Annotated in this window: 21 protein-coding genes; 11 read left to right on the top strand and 10 right to left on the bottom strand. The window is 70.5% G+C overall.

Features of this window, described 5'->3' with window-relative positions:
- The first annotated feature begins 571 nt into the window (after positions 1 to 571).
- Positions 572 to 1,012, top strand: coding sequence for a hypothetical protein (locus ACZ4FV_RS11000; RefSeq protein WP_395868631.1), 441 nt, complete (start codon positions 572 to 574; stop codon positions 1,010 to 1,012).
- Between the two features lie 393 nt (positions 1,013 to 1,405).
- On the opposite strand, the gene ACZ4FV_RS11005 is transcribed toward ACZ4FV_RS11000, so the two are convergent.
- Positions 1,406 to 1,864, bottom strand: coding sequence for a MarR family winged helix-turn-helix transcriptional regulator (locus tag ACZ4FV_RS11005; protein ID WP_465322492.1), 459 nt, complete (start codon positions 1,862 to 1,864; stop codon positions 1,406 to 1,408).
- Between the two features lie 63 nt (positions 1,865 to 1,927).
- Here ACZ4FV_RS11005 and ACZ4FV_RS11010 point away from each other — a divergent pair, with 63 nt between their 5' ends.
- Positions 1,928 to 2,296, top strand: a complete 369-nt coding sequence (locus ACZ4FV_RS11010; protein WP_465322493.1) for a VOC family protein — start codon at positions 1,928 to 1,930, stop codon at positions 2,294 to 2,296.
- 481 nt (positions 2,297 to 2,777) lie between these two features.
- Here the strand turns inward: ACZ4FV_RS11010 and ACZ4FV_RS11015 are convergent, their stop codons facing one another.
- Positions 2,778 to 4,802: a WD40/YVTN/BNR-like repeat-containing protein gene (locus tag ACZ4FV_RS11015; RefSeq protein WP_465322494.1), complete on the bottom strand. Its 2,025-nt coding sequence runs from the start codon at positions 4,800 to 4,802 to the stop codon at positions 2,778 to 2,780.
- A 116-nt stretch (positions 4,803 to 4,918) separates the two neighbouring features.
- Between ACZ4FV_RS11015 and ACZ4FV_RS11020 the strand changes: the two genes are divergently transcribed.
- Both ACZ4FV_RS11020 and ACZ4FV_RS11025 read left to right on the top strand, forming a co-directional pair.
- A complete protein-coding gene (locus tag ACZ4FV_RS11020) occupies positions 4,919 to 5,890 on the top strand; it encodes a helix-turn-helix domain-containing protein (protein WP_465322495.1) in 972 nt (323 codons plus the stop codon).
- Positions 5,891 to 6,418: 528 nt separating this feature from the next.
- Entirely contained in the window at positions 6,419 to 7,342 is a 924-nt protein-coding gene (locus ACZ4FV_RS11025; RefSeq protein ID WP_465322496.1) for a GNAT family N-acetyltransferase, read from the top strand.
- A 328-nt stretch (positions 7,343 to 7,670) separates the two neighbouring features.
- On the opposite strand, the gene ACZ4FV_RS11030 is transcribed toward ACZ4FV_RS11025, so the two are convergent.
- The 5 genes from ACZ4FV_RS11030 to ACZ4FV_RS11050 form a co-directional block, all read right to left on the bottom strand.
- A complete protein-coding gene (locus ACZ4FV_RS11030; RefSeq protein ID WP_395868643.1) occupies positions 7,671 to 8,444 on the bottom strand; it encodes a GntR family transcriptional regulator in 774 nt (257 codons plus the stop codon).
- A gap of 167 nt (positions 8,445 to 8,611) precedes the next feature.
- Positions 8,612 to 9,406 carry a sulfite exporter TauE/SafE family protein gene (locus ACZ4FV_RS11035; protein ID WP_395868645.1) on the bottom strand — a complete coding sequence of 265 codons (795 nt, stop codon included), beginning with the start codon at positions 9,404 to 9,406 and terminating at the stop codon, positions 8,612 to 8,614.
- Between the two features lie 31 nt (positions 9,407 to 9,437).
- On the bottom strand, positions 9,438 to 10,835 hold the full coding sequence (locus tag ACZ4FV_RS11040) for a rhodanese-like domain-containing protein (protein WP_465322497.1): 1,398 nt from the start codon (positions 10,833 to 10,835) through the stop codon (positions 9,438 to 9,440).
- 100 nt (positions 10,836 to 10,935) lie between these two features.
- Entirely contained in the window at positions 10,936 to 12,141 is a 1,206-nt protein-coding gene (locus ACZ4FV_RS11045) for an NAD(P)/FAD-dependent oxidoreductase (RefSeq protein ID WP_395868649.1), read from the bottom strand.
- A 408-nt stretch (positions 12,142 to 12,549) separates the two neighbouring features.
- Entirely contained in the window at positions 12,550 to 12,675 is a 126-nt protein-coding gene (locus ACZ4FV_RS11050) for an ATP-binding protein (RefSeq protein WP_395868651.1), read from the bottom strand.
- 317 nt (positions 12,676 to 12,992) lie between these two features.
- Here ACZ4FV_RS11050 and ACZ4FV_RS11055 point away from each other — a divergent pair, with 317 nt between their 5' ends.
- A complete protein-coding gene (locus tag ACZ4FV_RS11055) occupies positions 12,993 to 13,127 on the top strand; it encodes a hypothetical protein (RefSeq protein WP_402235539.1) in 135 nt (44 codons plus the stop codon).
- A 205-nt stretch (positions 13,128 to 13,332) separates the two neighbouring features.
- Here ACZ4FV_RS11055 and ACZ4FV_RS11060 read toward each other — a convergent pair whose 3' ends face one another.
- Positions 13,333 to 13,698 (bottom strand): hypothetical protein, encoded by a 366-nt coding sequence (locus tag ACZ4FV_RS11060; protein WP_465322500.1) that lies wholly within the window; start codon positions 13,696 to 13,698, stop codon positions 13,333 to 13,335.
- 111 nt (positions 13,699 to 13,809) lie between these two features.
- On the opposite strand from ACZ4FV_RS11060, the gene ACZ4FV_RS11065 reads away from it, so the two are divergent.
- From ACZ4FV_RS11065 to ACZ4FV_RS11085, 5 genes are all read left to right on the top strand, one after another.
- Positions 13,810 to 14,196 (top strand): hypothetical protein, encoded by a 387-nt coding sequence (locus ACZ4FV_RS11065; RefSeq protein WP_465322502.1) that lies wholly within the window; start codon positions 13,810 to 13,812, stop codon positions 14,194 to 14,196.
- Complete coding sequence (locus tag ACZ4FV_RS11070) at positions 14,193 to 15,176, top strand: hypothetical protein (protein ID WP_465322503.1); 984 nt, start codon at positions 14,193 to 14,195, stop codon at positions 15,174 to 15,176. Before ACZ4FV_RS11065 ends, ACZ4FV_RS11070 begins: the two co-directional genes overlap by 4 nt.
- Positions 15,173 to 15,556: a roadblock/LC7 domain-containing protein gene (locus tag ACZ4FV_RS11075; protein WP_465322504.1), complete on the top strand. Its 384-nt coding sequence runs from the start codon at positions 15,173 to 15,175 to the stop codon at positions 15,554 to 15,556. The genes ACZ4FV_RS11070 and ACZ4FV_RS11075 overlap by 4 nt, the downstream gene beginning before the upstream one ends.
- Before the next feature lie 267 nt (positions 15,557 to 15,823).
- On the top strand, positions 15,824 to 15,988 hold the full coding sequence (locus ACZ4FV_RS11080; RefSeq protein WP_465322505.1) for a hypothetical protein: 165 nt from the start codon (positions 15,824 to 15,826) through the stop codon (positions 15,986 to 15,988).
- Positions 15,989 to 16,008: 20 nt separating this feature from the next.
- A complete protein-coding gene (locus ACZ4FV_RS11085) occupies positions 16,009 to 17,556 on the top strand; it encodes an ABC transporter substrate-binding protein (protein WP_395868657.1) in 1,548 nt (515 codons plus the stop codon).
- A 330-nt stretch (positions 17,557 to 17,886) separates the two neighbouring features.
- Here the strand turns inward: ACZ4FV_RS11085 and ACZ4FV_RS11090 are convergent, their stop codons facing one another.
- The gene (locus tag ACZ4FV_RS11090) at positions 17,887 to 18,798 is read right to left on the bottom strand and encodes an alpha/beta hydrolase fold domain-containing protein (RefSeq protein ID WP_465322506.1); all 912 of its coding nucleotides are present in this window, start codon (positions 18,796 to 18,798) and stop codon (positions 17,887 to 17,889) included.
- 281 nt (positions 18,799 to 19,079) lie between these two features.
- Positions 19,080 to 19,280, bottom strand: a complete 201-nt coding sequence (locus ACZ4FV_RS11095) for a hypothetical protein (protein ID WP_395868661.1) — start codon at positions 19,278 to 19,280, stop codon at positions 19,080 to 19,082.
- A 300-nt stretch (positions 19,281 to 19,580) separates the two neighbouring features.
- Here ACZ4FV_RS11095 and ACZ4FV_RS11100 point away from each other — a divergent pair, with 300 nt between their 5' ends.
- Positions 19,581 to 21,452 (top strand): enoyl-CoA hydratase-related protein, encoded by a 1,872-nt coding sequence (locus ACZ4FV_RS11100; protein WP_465322507.1) that lies wholly within the window; start codon positions 19,581 to 19,583, stop codon positions 21,450 to 21,452.
- The last annotated feature ends 14 nt before the right edge of the window (positions 21,453 to 21,466 follow it).

Consider the following 21,466-nt stretch of genomic DNA (forward strand, 5'->3'; position numbering starts at 1 on the left):
CGACCCGTCGCCGACGTCGACATCGAATTCCGCGAACTCGGCAAGCCCGGCGTGTGGGGCCCTTTTGCACTGCACCGTCGCCGGCTACTACGCGCACCCGGAAGCGGCACGCTCCCCGGAAAGCTTTTCTGGCTGAGACTCTCGAGCCAAGGGTTTGAGATCCCCATCGGTGGTGTGGACCTGCACGGCGGTCGTCCCGCCGCCCGGCCCAGCGATTCAGGCCCCTTGGCGTGCCGTACGACGTTGCCGACGAGTTCGCTGACCAGGAGTCCGATGTCGGGGACAGTTCCTCCGGGCCCCCGGCCACAGGCCCAGGCGCACAGCTGGTTCCGTACACGGTGGCGGGCCGTGCCCGCGGCTTGGGGCTCGGCCGGCAGGTCCCACGTTCAGCGGAGGTTCGCGGGTTCTCGTGAGCAAGCCGGCAACGGGAATGTGGCTCGCCCGCAGAGGTCCGGTTGCCCGGGAAGGCCCGCCCGGGCAGCCGCCGGCCGAGTTCGCACGTGAGTCGTCGGATGTCCCGGCACTGGGCCTGGTGCACCGGGATGGCGGCCGGGCAGGCTAGTTTGCTCGGGTGACTCTCCTTGACGATGTAGCCGAGCGGGACGGTTGGCGGTGCTGGGTGTGCGACGAACCGGTCGACCCCGACGAGTCGGTGAACGACCCGCGGGGGCCCAGTGTCGACAGCCGGACCGCCGACCGGAAGGCCAAGGTCGCCGAGCGGCTCGCGCACCGCGGGTGCAACACCCGCAAGGGCGCGGTCAAGGTGGTCATCGCCTGGCCGGACCACCTGTACGTGGTCGAACCCGCGCCGCTGATCACCGTTGCCGGGAGGCTGGAGCGCAAGGGCGGCCGCGAGATGGTGGGCCGTTGTCCGACCAGGAAGGACGCCCAGCAGGCGGCGGATTGGTTGGTGGACCGGTTCTCCCGACTGGTGCCGGGGCTGCCGGTGACCGCCGACATCGAGGCGGGCGGCGGTCAGTTCCTCGTCATCCTGGCCACCGGCCGCCGCTGACCGTGTGCCGCCCCGGCCACCCTTGAATCGCGCGGCGCCGGGCGGCTTCAAGCCGTCGCGTGGTGGCCCGGCCCGACCAGGGACCAGGTGGGGCCCAAGGGCTGGTCGAACCAGACGTGTTGGGTGCCGTCGGGTTCGACGCGCAGGCCGAAGCGTTCGGGTCCGGGGCGGCCCCCTGCGGTCCAGCGTGCGTGGGTGTGTTCGATGTCGGCCCACACTCGCGTTCGCCGTACACGGTGACCGCGAACGGGCCCTCGTCGCGGTCTCGGGCGTGGTCGACGTCGGCCCGGTTCGCGCCGGTGGCGTCGATCACCGGCAGGGTCCAGCACCACGGGTTCTCACGCTCGGCTGCACTCCTGCCCGGGCGCGGCAAGACGTGCGTCCGGGAACGGGCTATGCACCGTCGTTGCCCTCGCGCAGGGAATGAATCATGCTCTGCAGGATCCGGAACGCGTCCGACTGTTCGGTCTCGGTCATGCCGGCCAGCATTGCGACCTCGACGGACCGGACCGCCACGGTCGCCTTCTCCAGGCTCCGTCGGCCGCGAGGCGTGAGCCGCGTGGGAAGAACCTTCCCGACGGGTGCCGCCGCGGGCCGGGTCACGTAGCCGTCTCGTTCCAGGGCCTGGAGCAGCACGTTCATCGATTGCCGTGTCACGAATGCGCCCCGCGCGAGCTCGGAGTTCGACAAGCCCGGCCGTTGAGCCAGCAGCTCGAGGCAGGAGTAGTGCGTCACGCTCATCCCGAGTGGCCGCAGCACCTCCTCCATGGCTGCGCGCAGGGCGCTCGAAGCCTCTTTCAGCAGGTAGCCCAGTGATTTGTCCAGGTCGACGCCGGCACCGTTTTGACTCATGTCAGGATTCTGACATACGTTGACGCGTGTCAGGAACCTGACACGAAGAGAAGGAGCAGCACCATGCCCGCCACCGGCCCCGACTTCATCTCGCTCCAGGCACGCGACCTCGACGCTTCGCAGGCGTTCTACGAGCAGTACCTCGGCCTCGTCCGCGCGCAGGCCGGACCTCCGCACGCCGTCGTCTTCGAGACGAAGCCGATCGCGTTCGCACTCCGCGACGTCATTCCCGGCACGGATCTCGCATCCGTTGCCCAGCCCGGCATCGGTGCCGCGATCTGGCTCCACGCCACCGACGTCCAGGCCATCCACGACGCTCTCGTCGCCGACGGTCACACCATCGTCTCCGCGCCGATCGACGGCCCCTTCGGTCGGACCTTCACCTTCGCCGACCCCGACGGCTACCAGGTCACCCTCCACGACCGCGCCTGACACGCCCGACGCCACCGGACGAGCACCGGTCCCCGCCCCGAAGAGCGCGGTTGCGCCCGAGGCGCGAGAATCCGGGCGACAATCATCGGCTCTTCGCATGCCTCGGACCATCGGCGCGGGGTCGTACCGTCCTTGCCGTCGACGGTGGTCCCGCGATGCGCCCGCGCGCCACCGCGGGGGCGCGGCCAGCACAGAGAACAAGTCGTCGAACAGGTGGATCGCAGATCGGCGGATGAGCGCCCGGGCGATGCCAACCGCGGGCGCTGCCCACCGGACCGGTTCGAGCCGCCCCGGGTGACCGCGGCCGCCCGGCCCTGCGGGAGCCGTTCGACGAACTCCCGGGCCTGCGCGACCTCCACTGGTGGCCGCCGCCCTCACCTGGCTCGCCCGGTGGCGCGCAGCCGCGCCGGGCCACGGCCGCCCACCCACGACGCCGCCCCCGTCCGGGTGTTCGGACAGGGGCGGCGCGCCTGGTATGTGGTCACACCGCCAGTCGGTGCACGCTCCCGTAGGTCGTCCCCGCGAACAGCCACCGGCCGTCGGCCGACACGGTCAGCGACGACACCGACGGCTCCGGCAGGTTCCTGGTGATCGAGCCCCAGGTCCGGCCGCCGTCGGTGCTGCGCAGCACCCCGAGAGCCGGGGTGAGGTAGTAGTGCGAGCCCGCGAACACCGTCGAGCCGTCCGGGGTGAACGCCAGCGAACTCAGGGCGCCGCTCAGGTCGGCGGCCACCTTCGTCAGGTGCTTGCCGTCGTCGGTGGTCACGTAGAGCGCGTCCTTGGCGGCGATGACCGCGTGGCCCGGGGTGCGCGGGTTCAGCGCGATCGCGCTCACCCAGCCGTCGAGGACCTTGTTCAGGGTGACGCCGCCGTCGGTGGTGCGGAACAGCCCGTCCGGGCCGCCGAGCCAGGCACTGTCGGGATTGGCCCGGTCGACGGCGACGCTGGTGAAGCCCTTCAGGTCGTCGTGCCCGTTCTGGCCGAGGGACTCGCCGCCGTCGTTGCTGGTGTACACGGCAGACGGCGAGTGGGTGGCGATGTACAGCCTCTTCGGATCGGCGGGGCTGACCGTGATGCCGAGTGCCTTGCCCGGCACGGCGGTCTGGACGATGGTCCACCGCAGGCCCGCATCGGTCGACTTCTCCAGGTAGAAGCAGGGTTGATCGGAGGTGCAGGTGTTGCGTACCCGGTACACCGTCGAAGGGTTCGACGGATCGGTGGCCAGGCCGTCGATCCGGTTGCCGAAGGTGTGCGGCGCGGTGCCGGAGAAACCCCATTCCTGGTACCCGCGCGGCAGCCGGCTCTTCAGTGGCGCGGACGACTGGTAGCTGCCGGTCATGGTGCCCGCGACGATCGCCGGTCCCGACCTGCCCTGGGCGACGGTCAGCGACAACACTTCGGAGCCGGGCACCCCGATCCGGCGGAAGCTCTGGTGGTCGTCGGTGGTGTAGATGCCCGCGCCGGCCGAGATCACGTCCGTGCCGGGCCGTCCGGGGAAGGTGCCGGTGGCCTCGTACAGGTCGATGCGGGCCAGACCCGCCTCGGCGTGCCAGGTGCGGCCGTTGTCGCGGCTGCCCCATTGCTGCATCTCGCCGGTGGATTGGTTGACCTGGATGTGCAGCCGACCCGAGCCGTCCACGATCGCGGCCAGAACCACCACGTCGGTGCCCCACGGTCCGCGCAGCGCCCGCCAGTGCGCGCCCCGGTCGGTGGAGACCTGCGCGACCTGCAGGTCACCCCTGGCGACCAGGGTGCCGCCGGTGCCGGTGAGCTGATCGACACCCGCGCCGGTCGAGCCGGGGCGAGGCAGCTTCACCGGGGTCCGCGCGCCCCGGCGGAGCACCCAGACATCGGCGCCGGACGTGAAGTACAGGTCGCCGCCGGTGAACTTCGGGTTCCGGGCGTCGGCGGGGGAACCGGGTAGCAGTCGCCAGGTGTTGCCGTGATCGGTGGTGACGTGCACACCGTCGGAGGCAGCGGCGTACAGCCGCGCGCCGGTCGGGTCGAACACGACGCCACCGACCTTGCCCGGGGTGTCCAGCACTTGGGTGAACGTCTTGCCGGCGTCGGTGCTGCGCAGCACGTACCCGTGCCAGTTGTCCTTCTGCCGGCCGCCGGCGAACACCACGTCGGGTCGGAGCGGGCTGGCCGCGACACCGCCGGCTTCGAAGGCGTTCACGGGCAGTTCGTTGCTCTGCTGCCACGTGGTGCCCCGGTCGTCGGATCGGAAGACGACGTTGCCGATCGGGGTCTGCACGTAGGCCCGTTCGGGCCTGGCGGGGGTGAAGGCCAGTTTGCCGCCGTTGCCGTTCGGGCCGACCTGCCGCCATTCGTTGCCCCGGGTGGCCAGGGTCGTCGGCGGGTCGTCGGGGGCCACTGATTGCGCTTCGGCGGGCGCCGCGCCGAACGCGCCGAACACGGTGCCGAAGGCCACCGCGGCGATCAGGAGTAGTCGGCGCCGGGACAGCTTCGCTGAACCCGACCGTGAATGCTGTGCGTTGAACATTCCATCTCCCATGGGGGCCGGAGGTGTGATCTTTGTAGTCGCGGCTCCCGACGGTCGGCCAGGTGTGGCCGGTGTCCGATTGCGGCCGGCGCCGGAATCGGCCATGCTCGCTCGCCATGGAAGATGACGAACTCGTGTTCGGCGCCGTCGGGGTCGCGCCCTTCGACGAGCGGGTCTATCGCACCGTTCTGGCCGGACCGCCGGTCACCGTGCGCGACTTGGCGGAGCGCACCGGCTCGGGCGTCGAGCGGCTGCATTCGGCCCTTGCCCGACTGCGCGGCCACGGTCTGGTCAGCCGGCTCTCGGGCCGCCCCACCCGGTGGGCGGCCGTCAGCCCCACCGCCGCCCTCGCCGCCCTGGTCCGCAACGCCCACGCCGACCTCGGCAGGGTCACCGAGACGGCCGCCGAACTCGAGGCCGTCTACCGCGCGCTCGGCGAGGCCGCCCGCCCCGGCGAGGGCGTCGAATTGCTCACCAGCGCCGACGAACTCGGCCGGTGGTTCGCCCGGCTCCAGCAGGAGGCCACCGAGGAGATCATGAGCCTGGACCGGCCGCCGTACGTCCTCGCCCACGGCAACCCGCTCCAACACACCCTCCTGGGCGGCGGAGTCCGGTACCGCACGATCTACGCCCCCGAGTCGTTCGAGATACCCGGCAACCTCGACGACGTGAGCGGCCTGTCGCGGGCCGGCGAAGAGGCCCGGGTCCTCGCCGGCATCCCGCTGAAGATGTCCGTCGCCGATCGCCGGATCGCCCTGCTGCCCCTGCACCTCGACTCGCCCATCACCCGCAGCGTCGTCATCCGGGGCACCACCCTCGTCGACGCCCTGGTCGCCCTGTTCGAAGGGCTCTGGACACAAGCCGTCCCACTCACCGCCGCCGGCCCCCAGGAGTGCGACCCGCTCGACGCGGAGGACCGGCGGATCCTGAACCTGCTGCTGTCCGGACTCAAGGACGAGACGATCGCCCGGCAGCTGGGCACCAGCACCCGGAGCCTGCGGCGGCGAATGCGGGTGCTCCTCGACGAGTTGGGCGCGGAGAACCGGTTCCAGGCCGGGGTGCAGGCGGTGCGGCGCGGCTGGGTGTAGGGATGGTCGGACGGGCCGGGAGCTGAGCAGCAACGCGACACCGTGGGTGCTGCGGTCTTCGCGGCATCCCGGTGGGGACGGCCGTGCCCGGTGACCGCGGGCGTGGGCTCACAGCGCGGCGATCGTCTCGTCGACCCTGCCCTGGGACTCCGACAGCGCGGCCGACTGCTCGACAGCGTGCCCCGTCTCCGTCCTCCGCGCCGGCCGAGACCTGGGCCGAGACCTGCTCGTCCAGTCCGGTCTCGGACAGTGGTCGGGGCGGGTTCGATCGTGTCGACCAAGGCGGGCAGGTCCGCCTCGCACGTGTCGCCGACGCGGCCGGCTCCCGGGCGTTCGTCGCCCCCGCATATGACCTGCGCATCGCGTCGATCACGTCCCGGGCGGACGGAGTCGGCCCGCCGTCGCCCGGAAGTCTCGCCGCCGGCGTCCGCGGCGGGGCGGGCGGCAGGCCGCGTGAGGTACTGTCAGCGCCATACCGCATCGCATGGCGGCCTCCTTCCTCGTGGCGAATCCGTTCGGAGGTCCTCCATGCCTGCTCTCATCGTGCGCCCCTTTCATCGTGACGATCGCGACCAGTTGACCGAGCTCGTCAACGCGCATGTCGCTGCCGTCGTGCCCGGCGCGTCCGTGTCCGTCAATACCGTTCTGGCGCAACTCACCCGGCGCCCCGACGAGTTCATCACCGATCCGTGGGTGGCGGAGCGAGCCACCCTGGTCGCCGAGCAGCGGGGGGCCGTGGTCGCCGCCGCGCATCTGCTGCGCTACCGCGACGACGCCGAGGTCGGCCCGGATCATCGTGGCGCGGGCGAGATCGCCTGGTTCGTCCACCGTCCGCCGGCGACGTTCCGGCCCGACTCCGAGACGGCGGCGGATCAGCTGATGGCCGCGTGCCTGGCCCGGTTGGCACGTTGGCACGTGCGGGTCCGCTACGCCGACGGAGCCCTGCCCGCTCCCGGGGTCTACGGCCTGCCCGATGTGTGGCCGCACGTGCGGGCGGCCTACGAGCGGGCCTGCTTCCGGCACACCGGCCACACCGAAGTGGTGTTGCTCGCCGAGGTCGCCGACCTGGTGTCGCCGCCCGCCGATCCGTCGATGCCCCAACCGGCCGTGCGGCGCACGCTCGGCGAGTGCGGAACCCGGCTGACGGCACACCTCGACGGCCACGTCCTCGGCTTCATCGAAGTGGACACCGCCCTCGACCGACCCGAGCGGCTGGCCCGCAACGGAGGATTGGCCGACATCGGCAACCTCGTCGTCGAACCGGACCACCGCGTCGACGGGTTGGAGCACTGGCTCCTGGCCCAAGCGGCCCAGTGGCTCCGCCTGGCCGGGGTCGACCGCGTGCTCGCCTACGAGTCGGCCGACGACACGGACGCGATCGGGCGGCTGATCGCCGCCGGCTTCCGCGAGCTGACCCGTACCGACCGAGGATGGGAGCACCGACAGGGGTGACGCGACAGGGATCCGGACGGGCACGTCCCCGTCCGGATCCGCCGGCCGCTATCGCGCACCGAACCGCCGGCTGCCGAGGAGCACACGTTCGCCCCGACCTCCCGTCGGCGTGTTTCACAGGCCCAACTGCCACGTAGACAGCGCCTTTCCAGGTTTCACGGTCACCCGGCGGGTCGAACGGGCCCGCCGTGTCCTGGGGATCACGCTCGACGGGGCCGACGAACGGCCGGCGGTCCATCCGGTGTGCCGCGCCCAACGGTTGGGGTTGTGAACCCGCCGCGACCGCGTGTTCACCCTTGGGCATCGCCGGGGACAACCGGCCCTCCGGTTACTCGGCCATCCCCAGTCGGTATCCGTCCTCGGCGGAAAAGGCCGCGGTCACCGTGAACCGATCCGCGCGCACCAGCGTCTGACGCCACTCGACCGGGCCGACCGTGGCCACTCCCAGGCGGTCGATCGCGAACAGGGCCGTGTTCGACGGACATTCCAGCATCGTGCGTTCGGCGCGATCGGGCACCACGGCACGGATGCGCTCCCATCCCCCGGTGATCCGGATGCCGCAATGCCGCTCCAATTCGGCGTACAGCGCCGTGTGCGTGAAGTCGACCCCCAGCAACGGGGCGGTGACGTCGGCGGGGAGCCATACCCGATCGACGGCGAGCGGCCTCTCGTCGGCGAGGCGAAGGCGCTCCAGGTGGACCAGCGGTGTCGACTCCTCCAGGCCGAGCCGGGCCGCGACCACGCCGTCGGCGCGCCGATCCAGCACCCGCACCACACTGCGCTGCACCGCACCGATCTCCTCGACCGAGGCGAAGAGGCTGTACGGTCGGCCCACCTGCTGTTCCATCGACGTCTCCGCGAGTGCGGACACGCGTCCCCGGTGCGCCGTGACGACGCCTTCGCTGCGCAACTGGCGCAGGGCCTCGCGAACCGTGTGGCGGCTGACTCCGTAGTCGGCCGCGAGGGCGTGCTCGCCGGGGAAGTGGTCGCGGAACTGGTCGGCCTCCAGGCGACGGCGCAGGTCGGCTCGCAGTTGGACCCACAGCGGCACTCCGCTCGCGCGATCGACGGGATTCGCTCCCGCGGGCTGCGTTGATGTCACCGAGGGTTCCCCTGACGTGCGACGGACCCGTGCTCGTGTCCTGTGTGAGGCCACGAAGGTACGGAAGCGTGCCGTCCGGTGGCAACTCCGCGCGGACCCACCGTGGTCCTCCGGGGTGCATGCTCGGGCGATCCGCGTACCGGGCGACACGGCAACCGTGCGATCGGTCAACGAAGGGCATCCACGAGCATGAACACCGCCAAGGCGACGAGAAGCGCGGCGAACATCCGCTGAAGGGCGATCCCCGACAGCCGGGCGGCCAGACGTTTGCCGTCCCAGGCCCCCAGGATCGCCGCGCCGGCGAAGGGGCCGAGCGTCGCCGGATCGAATGTGGTCGGCCCCACCGCCAACCGGGCGGTGAGCGCGGCTACGGAATTGACGGCGATCACGACCAGGCTCGTACCGACCGCCAGGCGCATGCGCAGCGACAGGACGCTCACCAGGGTGGGCACGGCGAGGAATCCTCCGCCGACGCCGAGCAGACCCGTGACGGTGCCCAGACCCGCTCCCGCGCCCATCACCTTGCCGATGCCCTGTGCCCCACGGATCGACCTCTCGTTCGCGCCTGGATCGGGTGCGCCGTTCTCCACTCCTTCGCCCGGGCCGGCATTGCGGAGCATCGCGATGGCGGCGAGCAGCGTGACCACGGCGAATGCCGTCGTGAGCGCGGCCTTGGGGATGTGGCCCGCCAGGACGGAAGCGGCGATGGCGGGGAGCACGCCGGCCGCGGCGAAGAGCACGCCGACCCGCCAGCGTACGGTGCCCGCTCTGGCGTGACGGAACACAGCCGTCACCGAGGTCGCGGTCACCACGATCAGGCTGGTGGTGGACGCGTCGGCCGGTGCCAGGTGCAGCAGGTACACCAGTGCGGGTACGGCGAGGACGCCCCCGCCGCCGCCGAGCGCGCCGATGGCGAGCCCGACCGCGGCACCGGACACGAGCGCGACGATCAGTACGCTCACCTCGCGGCCGAAACGTCGGGGACGGCGCGCCTCACGGAGAGTCCGGTCGTGCGATGGGGTGCTCGGCGCTGTAGGAGGCGAAGCCGCCCTGGAGGTCGGACACGTTCGTGAAGCCCGCCGCACGCAGGATCGACGCGGCGATGGAGGACCTGCGGCCGCTCGCACAGAACACGGCGACGGCCTCACCGCGCGCCAACTCGTTTATTCGCGAGGGGAGTTCGGGGAGTGGGATCAGTCGGGCCCCGGGGATCGTGCCATCGGCGCGTACTTCGCCGGGGTTGCGGACGTCCACGACGCGCGTGTCCGAGTCGAGCACGACGAACTCGTCGACGCGATGCCGTACGGCGGTCCGACGGTATTCGGGCTCGATCCCGGGTGCCCCGTCGGCCAGCGCTCCCGGCACACGGTCGAAGCCGATCCGGGCCAGTCGGTTGCGGGCCTCGCGTTCGGTGCCGGGGTCGCAGACGAGCAGGATGGGACTGTGTGCGCTCAGGACCTCGCCGGCGAGTTCCGCGAATCGACCGCACAGGGGGACGTTGATCGAGTCGGCGAGGTGTCCGGCGGCGAACGCGTCGGGATCTCGGGTGTCCAGGACGACTCCCCCGGTCGACCGGGCGCGCAGGAACTCCCCGAACGACAGGGCGGGGACGTGGGTGCTCTCGTCCAGTGTCGGCCGCTCCTGGCGATTGCGCGCGGACGTGTAGGCGAAGTAGCGCGGCGCGGGGGTCTGTTCGGAGCACACCAGGTCCACGAAGTCGCCCTCGGCCATCTCGGCCAGCGCGTGGTTCGTGCGCCGTTGTTCGCCGATGGTGCTGTGGTGTTCGGCGGACAGGTTCTTCCCGCAGGACGATCCGCTCCCGTGGGCGGGATAGACGCCGGTGGCGTCGGGGAGGGCAAGCAGGCGTCGGGTGGAACGGAACAGGGCACGGGCCGACTTCTCCGTGGACCAGTCGGCGCAGGCGGCCAGGTCGGGACGTCCCACGTCGCCCACGAACAACGTGTCTCCGGTCAGCACGCCGAAGGGCACCTTGTCGCCCGCGTGGGCTCTGACGACCACGCAGATCGACTCCGGGGTGTGTCCGGGGGTGTGCAGGATCTCGAGTTCGACGTCACCGAGCGAGAGTTTCCGGCCGTCGGGCAGCGGATGGGCGGCGAAGTCGACTTGGGCGGCGGAGCCGTAGGAGATCAGCGCCTCGGTGTGGGCGGCGAGTTCGAGGTGTCCGGACAGGAAGTCGGCGTGCACGTGGGTTTCGATGACCCGCTCGATGTTCAGGTTCAGTCGTGCGGCGTCGGCGATGTACTCGCCCACGTCGCGTTGGGGGTCGACCACGACCGCGCGTCCGGATCTGCGGTCGCCGACGAGATACGAGGCATGGGAGAGACAATCCAGGTAGTACTGCTTGAAAACGAGTGTATCGACGCGTTCCACGGAGAGGCTCCCGCCGGGTCGGATGGGTGGGTTACGCCGGATGCGGCGGGCGCGGACGGGTGCAACTCGTCGCGGCGGCCGCGCGGCGGTGGCGATGTGGCTAGGCGCGTCCGCGAAGCATCAGGTTCCAATACAGGAACGGCAGTCCGTAGCGCTTGAGGTACCACATGTCGGTGCGTTCCCGGGTTGTGTCGATCACCGGGATGGAGGGGGTGGGCTTCATCGAGTAGTCGAACTCCGCGAGCAGCGTTTTGCCCCGTGCTGTGGTCAGCGGGCAGGACGCGTATCCGTCGTAGCGGGCCGGTGGCTTGAGACCGTTCATGCGCGCGAGGAGGTTTCGCACGACGACCGGGGCCTGTTTGCGCACCGCGGCACCGGTCTTGGAATTCGGCGACGAGCCGACGTCGCCCAGCGCGAAGACGTCGGGGTAGCGCGGGTGTTGCATGGTCCATTGGTCGACGAGGACGTAGCCCGCGGGGCTCTCGGGATCGGCCAGGACGCTCTTCTTGATCCAGTCCGGCGCGCTCTGGGGAGGCACCAGGTGCGCCATGGTGTAGGGCAGCGTGGTGGCTACCCGGGTGCCGTTGTGGGTGACCACGACTTCCTTGGACCCGGAACGGACCTCGCTCACCTCGCTGTCGAAGTGCACGGTGATGCCGTATCGCCGAACAACCCGATCCAGGACGCGAGAGAACTCCGGGACCGCGAACATGGTGGATGTCGGGAGCACCAGGTGCACGTCGATGTTGCCCAGGACCCCTTCGCGGCGCCAGTAGTCGGCGGCCAGGTAGGCGATCTTCTGGGGCGCGCCACCGCACTTGATGGGCCCCGACGGCATGCCGAACACGGCGGTTCCCGATCGGGTGTCCCGGATGAAGCGCCATGTCGCCGGTGCCGTTTCGGGCAGGTAGTTGCTGGAGACGCCCTCCTCGCCGAGCGTGGCCTCCAGTCCGGGGATTCTCGACCAGTCGAGCTGGATCCCGGGACACACCACGAGGCACTCGTAGCCGATGGTCCTCCCGTCGTCCAGGGTCACTTCCCGCACGTCGGGATCGATGTGGACCGCACTCCGACGGATCGACCGCACTCCTCGAGGCACGACGGACGCCTGCGGGCGCGTGCTCTCCCCGATCTCCGCCAGTCCGCCGCCGACCAGGGTCCACAGAGGTTGGTAGTAGTGCCGGGTTGCCGGATCGATGATCGCGACATCGCGCTCGCCGGAGCGGCGCAGCCGCGCCGCCACGGTGATACCCGCGCTCCCTCCCCCGACGATCACTGTCCGATGACGTTGCGTCGACACCATCATGACCTCCAGGACATCAAATGTGCAGACATTTAATCTGGCCACATGTCTCCCGGTTCCGCAAGAGAATGTACGTACATTTTGGATCCACCTTGTGCGGGGGCATCCGAGTCGGCCGGACGGTGCGGCGGCGGCCTTGGGCCGGCGAAGGGCAGCCCGGTCCGAGCCACCGGTGACGCCCGGCAACCGCGGCGTCGGCGACATGTCCCCTGTCGCGTGGCTTCGCACGAAGAGTCGCGGCGCGGCGCGACGGCAGCGCGGCCATGGCCGAGGAAGGCGCCCTGAACCCTGGGGTCGGAGTTCGCCCGCCACCGCGGCCCGGCCGACGTGCTCGAAACCTGTCCGGCGAGCCGGCCACCGGCAATCGCCCCCGGCGCGCGTGATCCGAGCCCGCCCTGGGCCCGTTTACGCTCACACCGCGAACTCGGCCTCCGGGAGGGCCTGTTCGATCCAGACGATCTCGCCCCCGGGGACGCCCCGCGTGCCCCATCGCTCCGCGCACTCGGCGACCAGGAACAATCCCCGGCCGGCCTCCACGCACCGACTCGAAAAGGCTGGTGCCGAGGCCCGAACTCAGGGGACGGCGCGAGACTCATGATGTCGCGAGGTTGTCGGTTCCGGACCTCTGGATCGGCCGAACTCGCCCGCGCCGCACCGGTATTGGCGCCCACGATCGCATTCGTGCCTGGCGGAGAACCCGGTGGTTGCATACCAACCGAGGTCGCGACCGTTCACGACTCGGGGCCATAGACGCGCTCGGAACGCAAAGGCTCCCCCGGGTGATCCCGCCGACCTCGAGTCGGACGAGACGCGCGCGGGGCGTCATCGGCGGCTGTCGCAACTACGCGTCTTCGATGGGGGTTTGCCTCGCCGACGGGATCATCACCCGCGAACCGGCCCCGGAACTGCGCGCGGCGGCGTTCGCGGGCGCCGCCGAGATCCGCGCCGACAGCGACCCCGACCCCGGCGCGGGGCTTCCGCGAACATGATCGTCACCGTGACGAACGGCGCCGTGTCGAGGCGGCGTCGCCGATATATTGCCACCGCCGGTCGGCATATCCCGGATTTCGGATACATCAGGGAGAATTCGGGAATAATTCGGGCGCGGTGATCGTCCCCTTTCCCGCGCGGAAAAAGGGGACGGGAAAGCGGCGTGCCGGCCCGATTGCAATGATCCCGGCGGCCGATATTACCCTACACCTCCAGAACCGCTTCGATGCGCTTGAGCGTGTGGCGGGCCAATGCCAGATTGCTCCGCGAACGGACCAGCGCGAGGTAGAGGAAAAGCGAGCCGTGCGCTCGGGTCAGCGGGCGCAGAAGGTGGTATTGGGTGCCGAGGGTGATCAGGATGTCCTCGACCATGTCGTCGAGCCCCAAGGACGTCAGCGTCCGCGCCTTGGCCTTGACCACCTCGGTGTTCCCGGCGGCAGCGACCTCCAGATCGAAGTCCTTGTCGCCGCCCAGCGTGCCGAGCGTCATCCCGCTGTCGTAGTCGACGAGGGCGACACCGATGGCACCGTCGATGGTCATCGCTTCCTTGAGCGCGGCCTCAATGTTCATCGCGATTCCTTTTCCTGGCTTTCCTCGGAGATTCCTACGCACGGAACCAAGGCGACTACCAAACGTCAGCCTTCGTTCCCTATTGCAGAGATCTGCCATAAAGTACTCTGCATGCTGTCACAAAGTGAAGGGGGACAGTCGCACCCCCTGGAGGCATCGCTCTCCGGAGTTCTCGACTATCCCGGAGTAATCGGCGCGGCCCTGATCGACGCGGTCACCGGTCTCGTCTACGCCGAGGTCGGTGATTGTCGCGCCCTGGGCAACGGCACCGAACTCGCCGACCTGACGAACCTGGTCACCGACCGGTTGACCGAGGCGGGCGCCGCCGGAGAGGTGGAGAGCGTGGTCGTGAACAGCCGGCGATACCACCAGATCACCCAGGTACTGCCGCGCCGGGGCGACGACTTCCTGCTGGCGACCGTGGTGGATCGAGCCGAGACCAATCTGGCCCTGGCGGTTCGGGCGACCGCCGAGCACGCGAGGAACGTACTGGCATGAACAGCCCCGCCGTGGCGAACGGTCCGCGCAACGTCCCGGCCCTGCTGATGACGCTGCACCGCGAGCGGTTCACCGGAGCGGTCGTGGTGTCGGGCACCCCCGGCGGCACCCTGCACCTGCGGGAGGGACTGGTCGTCGCGGTCCGAACTCCGGCCTCCCCCGCGCCGGACGTGCTGCTGTTGCGCTCGCGGCGGATCGCCGAGCCGGACTGGATCGCGGCCGGCGAGGCGAGTCGCACCGACGGCCCGCTCGCGGACACACTGGTGGCGCTCGGCCTCGTCCGCGCCTCGGAACTGAGCGCGCTGTGTCTGGCCACGGTCTTCGATGGCGCCTTCGCGATGTCCCTGGGTACCTCCGCCGGTTGGCAGGTGAACGAATCCGTACGCGCACCCGACCTGATCGCCGAGCCCGGGGTGGAGCCGCGGCGGCTCACCGACGAGACCGCGCGCCGGATGCTGGTGTTGTCGCAACTCTGGGGTCCGCTGGTGGAGTTCGCCGCGACCCGGATCAAACCCGCGGCCCAGCCGGCCGTCGGCACGTTGCCGGTGCGCTATCGGGAGATCCTGCTCGGCGCCAACGGCCGCCGGGCTCCGCGCGATCTGGCGTTCGCGCTCGGCCGCGGCGTGTATCCGGTGATGCTCGACCTCGCCCGGATGAGCGCTCGACGACTCGTGCACCGCGATGCGCCAACCGACGCCGTACCGATGCCCATCGTCGCCCCGCGCGACTTCACGACCGGCGCGAGCGCCCCGCCCCCGGCGGCGCCGCTGCCCCGGCGCAACCCCGGTACGCACCTGCCCGATTCGGTGCCCGGTGCCCCGCCGGCCGAGGCACCCGGCAGCGCCAGCCGGAACCCGACCCCACCGGCGGACATCGCCCCCCGTCCCGCCGACCCCTCGGGCGACACCCCGCCATCCGCTCCGCCACACGTCGAGCACGACCTTCGAGACCACCCGCACCAAGGAGAAATCGCGCCATGAACAACCAGGCACCCAACGACGCCGTGGTCCTCGAACTCAAGACGCTCCGCGAACGCGTCATGGGTATCACCGAGAGCGTGGTCTCCACCGGCGACGGGCTGCTCGTTGCCGGCGACACCGTCGCGGTGCACGGGGAATCGCTCGCCGCCCTCGCCGCGGCCGCGCTCGCGCTGGGCAGCCGGACCGCGGGGGAGGCGGGTCTGGGCGGCCTGCGCGACGTGGTGGCCCGCTGCAACGGCGGACACGTGGTGATCCTGGCGATCGGCAACCACGCGCTGCTGGCGGTTGTCGGCGACGAGGGGTTGGACATCGCCGGGCTGTATCGCGAGTCGCCCGCCTCGATCGCCCGCCTGGACCGGATCCTGACCGGAGCCGCGTAGTCGGGCGAACACCCGCCCGCCGACGCGGCCATCGACGGGGCGACGACCTGGGCGCGTACGTGGAACGGGACTCCAACTGGAAGTGTCGATACCGCAGATGCTCCGTGGCGTGGCATCCGAGAATCCCGGAGGCGGCCGGGCTCGGCGTCGGTGATTCGCACAGGATCGCTGGTCGTTCTTCGTGCGTGGCGACGATCCCCCGGTTTCCGGCCACTGCCTACCGTGATCGTCCGCAGCGGCGCAGGCCGCGCTCCGAGGAGGTTTCCCGTGACGAGACGATCCGAATTGCCGGGTACGACGCCCGCAGACCGCCGATGGGCACCGGGCGCCGAGTCGGGTGCGGTGCGCGACGGCGGGCACGCCGTGGCCGGGCGTTCCCCGGTCGCCGAGTGCTTCGCGGTCGCCGGGCATTTCTCGGGAGGCGCGCGATGAGACGCGTCTCGCGTGGGGTCGTGGGGACCCTCGTCCTGGGTCTGCTCGCCGCCGGATGCGGTGGGAGCGGTGGGGGTGGCGCCGGCGGCGACGGCGACACGCTGACCGTCGGGGTCATCGCCGATCCCGGTGGCCTGAATCCACTCACCGCGCTGAACGCGAGCGCGTTCATGCTGAACCGCTTCTCCTACGACGGGCTGCTCAACATCCAGCCCGACGGGCGCATCGTCTCCGGTGTCGCCGAGAAGTGGACGACCGACGCGACCACCGCGAGCTTCACCCTCAAGCGCGGCGTCACATGCGACGACGGTACGCCGTTGACCGCCTCCGCGATCGCGGCGCAGTACGCCTACATCGCCGAGCCGGCCAACGCGTCGCCCATGCTCGGCATGATCGTGCCCACCGGTCTCACCGTCTCCGCCGACGACGCCGCCGGCACCTTGACGTTCAAGACGCCGGAGCCCACTCCCTTCCTGCTGCGCAATGCCGCGACGCTGCAACTGGTGTGCCCCTCCGGCATGCGCGCGCAGGGCAGGCTGGACCACGCCTCGGACGGCACCGGGCCCTACCGGTTGACCGAGGCGGTACCGGGCGACCACTTCACCTTCACCAAGCGGCAGGGCTACACCTGGGGTCCGGACGGCGTGGACAACGCCCGCACCCCGGACCGGGTGGTCTTCAAGGTGATCGGCAACGAGTCCACCCGGACCAATCTGCTCCTGGGCGGCCAGTTGGACGTCACGACGGTGGTCGGCCCCGATCGATCCCGGCTGGCCGCGGCCGGGATCAAGTCCACGGCCATGCAGGACCCGCTCGGCCAGTTGTTGTTCAACGAGGACCCGAACCGGGTCACCGCCGATCCGCAGGTGCGTCGGGCGCTGGTCACCGCGATCGACCTCCGGCAACTCGGCGCGGTCGCCACCGGCGGCAAGGGAGTGCGGCCGACCCGACTGGGCACCGCGATGTCCCCTCCCTGTCCGACCGACTCGGTCACCGCCAACCTGCCGACGCACGACGTGGACCGCGCCGCCGAGTTGCTGAGCACCGCCGGGTGGAAGAAGTCCGGTGGGTACTGGACCAAGGACGGGCGGCAACTGTCCATCACCGTGCCCTACCCGGGCCTGTCCGGCACCCAGGTCGTCGCGGCGGCCGAGCTGGCGGTCAAGCAGTGGAAGTCGTTCGGCGTGAGGGTGACCCTGCAGCCGACCACGCCGGCAACGAAGGTGTCCACGCTGATGACCGGCCAGTGGGACGTGGCGTGGGCGCCGCTGTCACTGAGCACGCCCGACCAGATGCTTCCGTTCTACTCCGGGACCAAGCCGCCCGAGGGCCTCAACTTCGGTTCCGTGCGGAACCCGGAGTACGAGCGCCTGACCGCGCTCGCGATGGCCAAGCCGGACACCGCGGGCTGCGCCGAATGGACCGCGGCGGAGGAGGAGTTGATGAAGCGAATCGATGTGATCACCTTCATCGACAGCAACGTCCCCTACTTCACCCGGGGCTACGCGTTCGAGGTCGACGGCGGCGGTTTCCTGCCCACATCCCTGCGCCGCACCGACGCGGCCTGACCGCCCGCGCGGACCGCGATTCGGCGGGAAGGTACTCGCGCGGCGTCGACCGCAGCCGCTGGACGGTGCGGGTGCGTTCCGGGTCAGGGTCCGACGGGCGCGGGCGCGGGCGACGACCATGACGGCCGCCCGAAGCGGAACCCAGGCCCTGTCCGCCGGATCCTGGGGGGTCCGCGCCGCCCGGCACCGCGCCTCGCCGCACCGGAGAAACAGCCGAAGAGAACCACCATGCGGCTGCTTCTCCGGCACGCCGATGCACGGCATCCGCCCTTCGGGCTCCTCGCTGCGCTCACGACGCGGCCCGATCCACCAAGATCCGCCGGACAGGGCCTAGCAGTGGGTGGTGACGCGACGCGCGAAGGCCAGGGACCGGGCGAAGATCTCCGCCACTGCGGCGTCCGGCAGTCCGTGCCAGCCGTGGTCCGCGCCGGGCACCGTCCACAAGTCGACGGGGGCCCCGACCTGATCCAGTGCCGAGGCCAGGGATTCGCTGTGCGAGCACGCGACCAGGGTGTCCGCGTCGCCGTGGACGAGGAGGAACGGCGGCGCGCCGGGGTGCACGTGCGCGAGCGGACCGGCGGCGTGGGCGCGCTCCGGGACGGCCGCCGGAGCCGCGCCGAGCAGGAGTGCCTCGGGGGTGGTGGCGTCCTCGGGCGTGAAGCGGCCCCGCGCGGTGGTCAGGTCGCTGGGCGCGTACCAGACCACGGCACCGGCGGGCCGCGGGTCGGTGTGGGTCAGGGCCAGGAGCGAGGCGAGGTGGCCACCGGCGGACTCTCCCCATACAACGGTCCGCCGGGTGTCGATGCCGAGTTCCGCAGAGCGCAGGGTGAGCCAGCGCAGTGCGGTGCCCAAGTCGTCGAGCGGGGCGGGAAACGTGGCCTCGCCGCTGAGCCGATAGTCGGCGCACGCGACGGCGAAGCCCGCTTTCGCCAGGCGCGCGAAGGGCCCGGGATTCCAGCGGCGGGTACGGAACCCCATGTCGTCGCGCCGCCCCCGGCGCCAGGCACCGCCGTGGACGAACAGCACCAGCGGAAGCGGCTCGGACCGGTCGGTCTCGGGCAGCCACAGGTCGAGTTCCAGCGGACGGCTGCCCTCGAGCTTGCCGTACGGCACCGCGCGCATCTCGCGGCGGCCGGGCGCCTTCGAGGCCGCGGACGGCAGCGGCGCGTGGTCGGGGTGGGGTGCGGCGATCAGTTCCCGCAGCAAGGGTGCCGTTGTTACGCAGCGGATACGGGCTGGCAAGGCGGTGTTCCTTCTGCCAGGCCATCACACGGTGACGATCGCCCCGCGGTACCCGCTCCACGGGCGGCCACTTCGGGCACGGAACTCACCGACTCCCCGTGCCGTACGGCGCCGGAAGTCGGATACCCATCGGGTCGTGTGTGCGGGCCTCTCACGATCCGGTCAACGACCGGACGCCGCCCCCGGATGCGGCGCCCCAGCCGCTCCCCCGGCCGAGTATCGGCCGAGCGGCGGAGGCGTCGTTCTTCGGAACCGCGTCGGGGACGAACCCGGGAGGACGGTCACACGGTCGGTGCGATCTGCTCCGGGTCCACGGTCACCCGCACCTCCCGAGTGCCACCGAACACGCCCGCGACGGTGAACGTCACGTCCAGGCGCCCGAACGCGGTGTGGGTGACGAACCCGACCGAGTCCTTGGGCACGGACGCCTGCGCCCACCCGTCGAGATCCTTGGCCGCCCTCACCTTGTCGCCGACGTTCATCCGACCCCCGTCCGCCGCACCGACCCGACCTGCGGAGTCCGCGCTCCGTGCCGGACCGGTCAGTATCGCCGGACGGGGTACCGATCACGGCACCGACACGCCATACGGCTCCGTACGGACACGTCGTGATCGATCGTGCGGGTGGGGGTCCCTGCCCTCTCGCCACGGCGGACCCGACACCTGTCCGGTCGGAACGGACGGCGGCTCGATGAGCCGGGCATCCTCTCCACGCCCCTCGGCGCCGGCGTGTCCGACCCGGCCGACCCGGCCGACGAGTAAAACCCGGGGGTCGTCGTCCTTTTGATCGAGATCGCCATGGTGGCCGCGACCACGGCCCTGTGGTTCGCGTTAACCGTGAAGGGACCTGCGGCAATCGCAGCAGGTGCCTCCCTACTCACGGGGGTCGCCGTCAGCGAGATGCATTACACCGACATGTTCGCGATGAACGTTCGCAATCGCAGGCGCATGGCCTCTACGAATGTTCGGATCCGACGATCCGACAAATGGAACGGAAACGCCGTGCGACGCATCCTTCTCCTTGCCAGTGGCAACAATGGCCTGACCCAGCGTGCCGACCTGGCTCTTCGGGCGGCCGGCCACCAGGTGCGACTCGCCGTGGTCGCCGAGGGGTCGGATATTCTGCGGGCAGTCGCCCCGGCGGATTTCGAAGTCGTCATCTGCCCGTTCCTGAAGACGCGCATCCCGTCGTCCGTCTGGAAAACCTGGCCCACGGTCGTCATTCATCCGGGCCCGGTCGGCGATCGCGGACCTTCCTCGTTGGACTGGGCCATTGCCGACGGTGAGCCGCTCTGGGGCGTGACGGCCCTGTCGGCCGTGGAGGAAATGGACGCGGGACCCATCTGGGCGACGCGCACGTTCCCGATGAGTGAACCTCCGGCACGCAAGTCGGCCGTCTACAACTGGCCCGTCGCCGATGCGGCCGTCGAATGCGTTCTCGAGGTCGCCGAGAAAGCCGCGGATCCCGCATTCCTCCCCGTGCCGGCACAGCAGTACCCGAAGGCGGTGCCTTCGGCTCGCCTGCGCCCGGCGATGTCACAAACGGACCGCGCGTTCCGGTGGGACTCACCGGGACCGGACATCGTGCGATCGATCGCGGCGGCGGACGGGTTCCCGGGAGTGCTCGCGAACATCGGTTCCCGGGCCGCCTACCTGTACGACGCGCGCTTGGACGGCCCGGTGGCCGGAGCGCTCCCGGGCACGATCGTGGCACGGCATCACGAAGCCGTGCGCGTGGCGGCCCGGGACTCCAGCGTATGGATCGGACACATGCGCGCCAAGACCGAACCGACGGCCCGTGCCTGCAAGCTTCCCGCGGTACAAACATTGGCGCGCGGCGACTACGGCGTGGACATCGCGGCCCTGCCCGAAGCGACGTGCTCGCCGTACACGGATATCCGGTACCGGCGTGAGGGCGACATCGGATACCTCACGTTCGACTTCTACAACGGCGCCATGAGCACACGCCAGTGTGGACGACTCCTGTCGGCGTTGCGCGAGGCAACGACCCAGGACACCAAGGTCCTGGTCCTGCGGGGCGGACCCGAGTTCTTCTCCAACGGCATCCATCTCAACGTCATCGAGGCCGCCGATCAACCGGCCATGGAGGCGTGGCTGAACATCACGGCCATCAACGCCGTCTGCCGCACCATCCTCACCACCACCGAACAGGTCCTCATCGCGGCGTTCGAAGCGAACGCGGGCGCGGGCGGTGTGATGCTTCCTCTCGGGGCCGACGTGGTCGTCGCTCGTCCGGGCATCGTGTTGAACCCGCACTACGCGACCATGGGACTGAGCGGCTCGGAACTTCACACGTACACCCTGCCCCGGCGTGTCGGCGACGCGACGGCGCGACGACTCACCACCGAATGCAGGCCGATCGATGCCGAGACCGCACTCGCCATCGGCCTCCTCGACCGCATCGGCCCCGCGAGGAAAACCGATTTCGACAGGTGGTTGGCCGACCTGGCCCGGGCGGAAGTCGCAACACACGAGCAGACCCTCGACAGCAAACGCAAGACTCTTGCCGCAGACGGCGCCTTCAAGCCGGTCGCCGCGTACGAGACCGAGGAACTCGAGGCCATGGCCTTCGACATGTTCGCGAACCGCCAGGGCTTCGCACACAAACGCCACCGATTCGTCTTCAAGCTCTGATCCCCCACCACGCA

The sequence above is a fragment of the Embleya sp. NPDC025285 genome, from assembly GCF_055558835.1.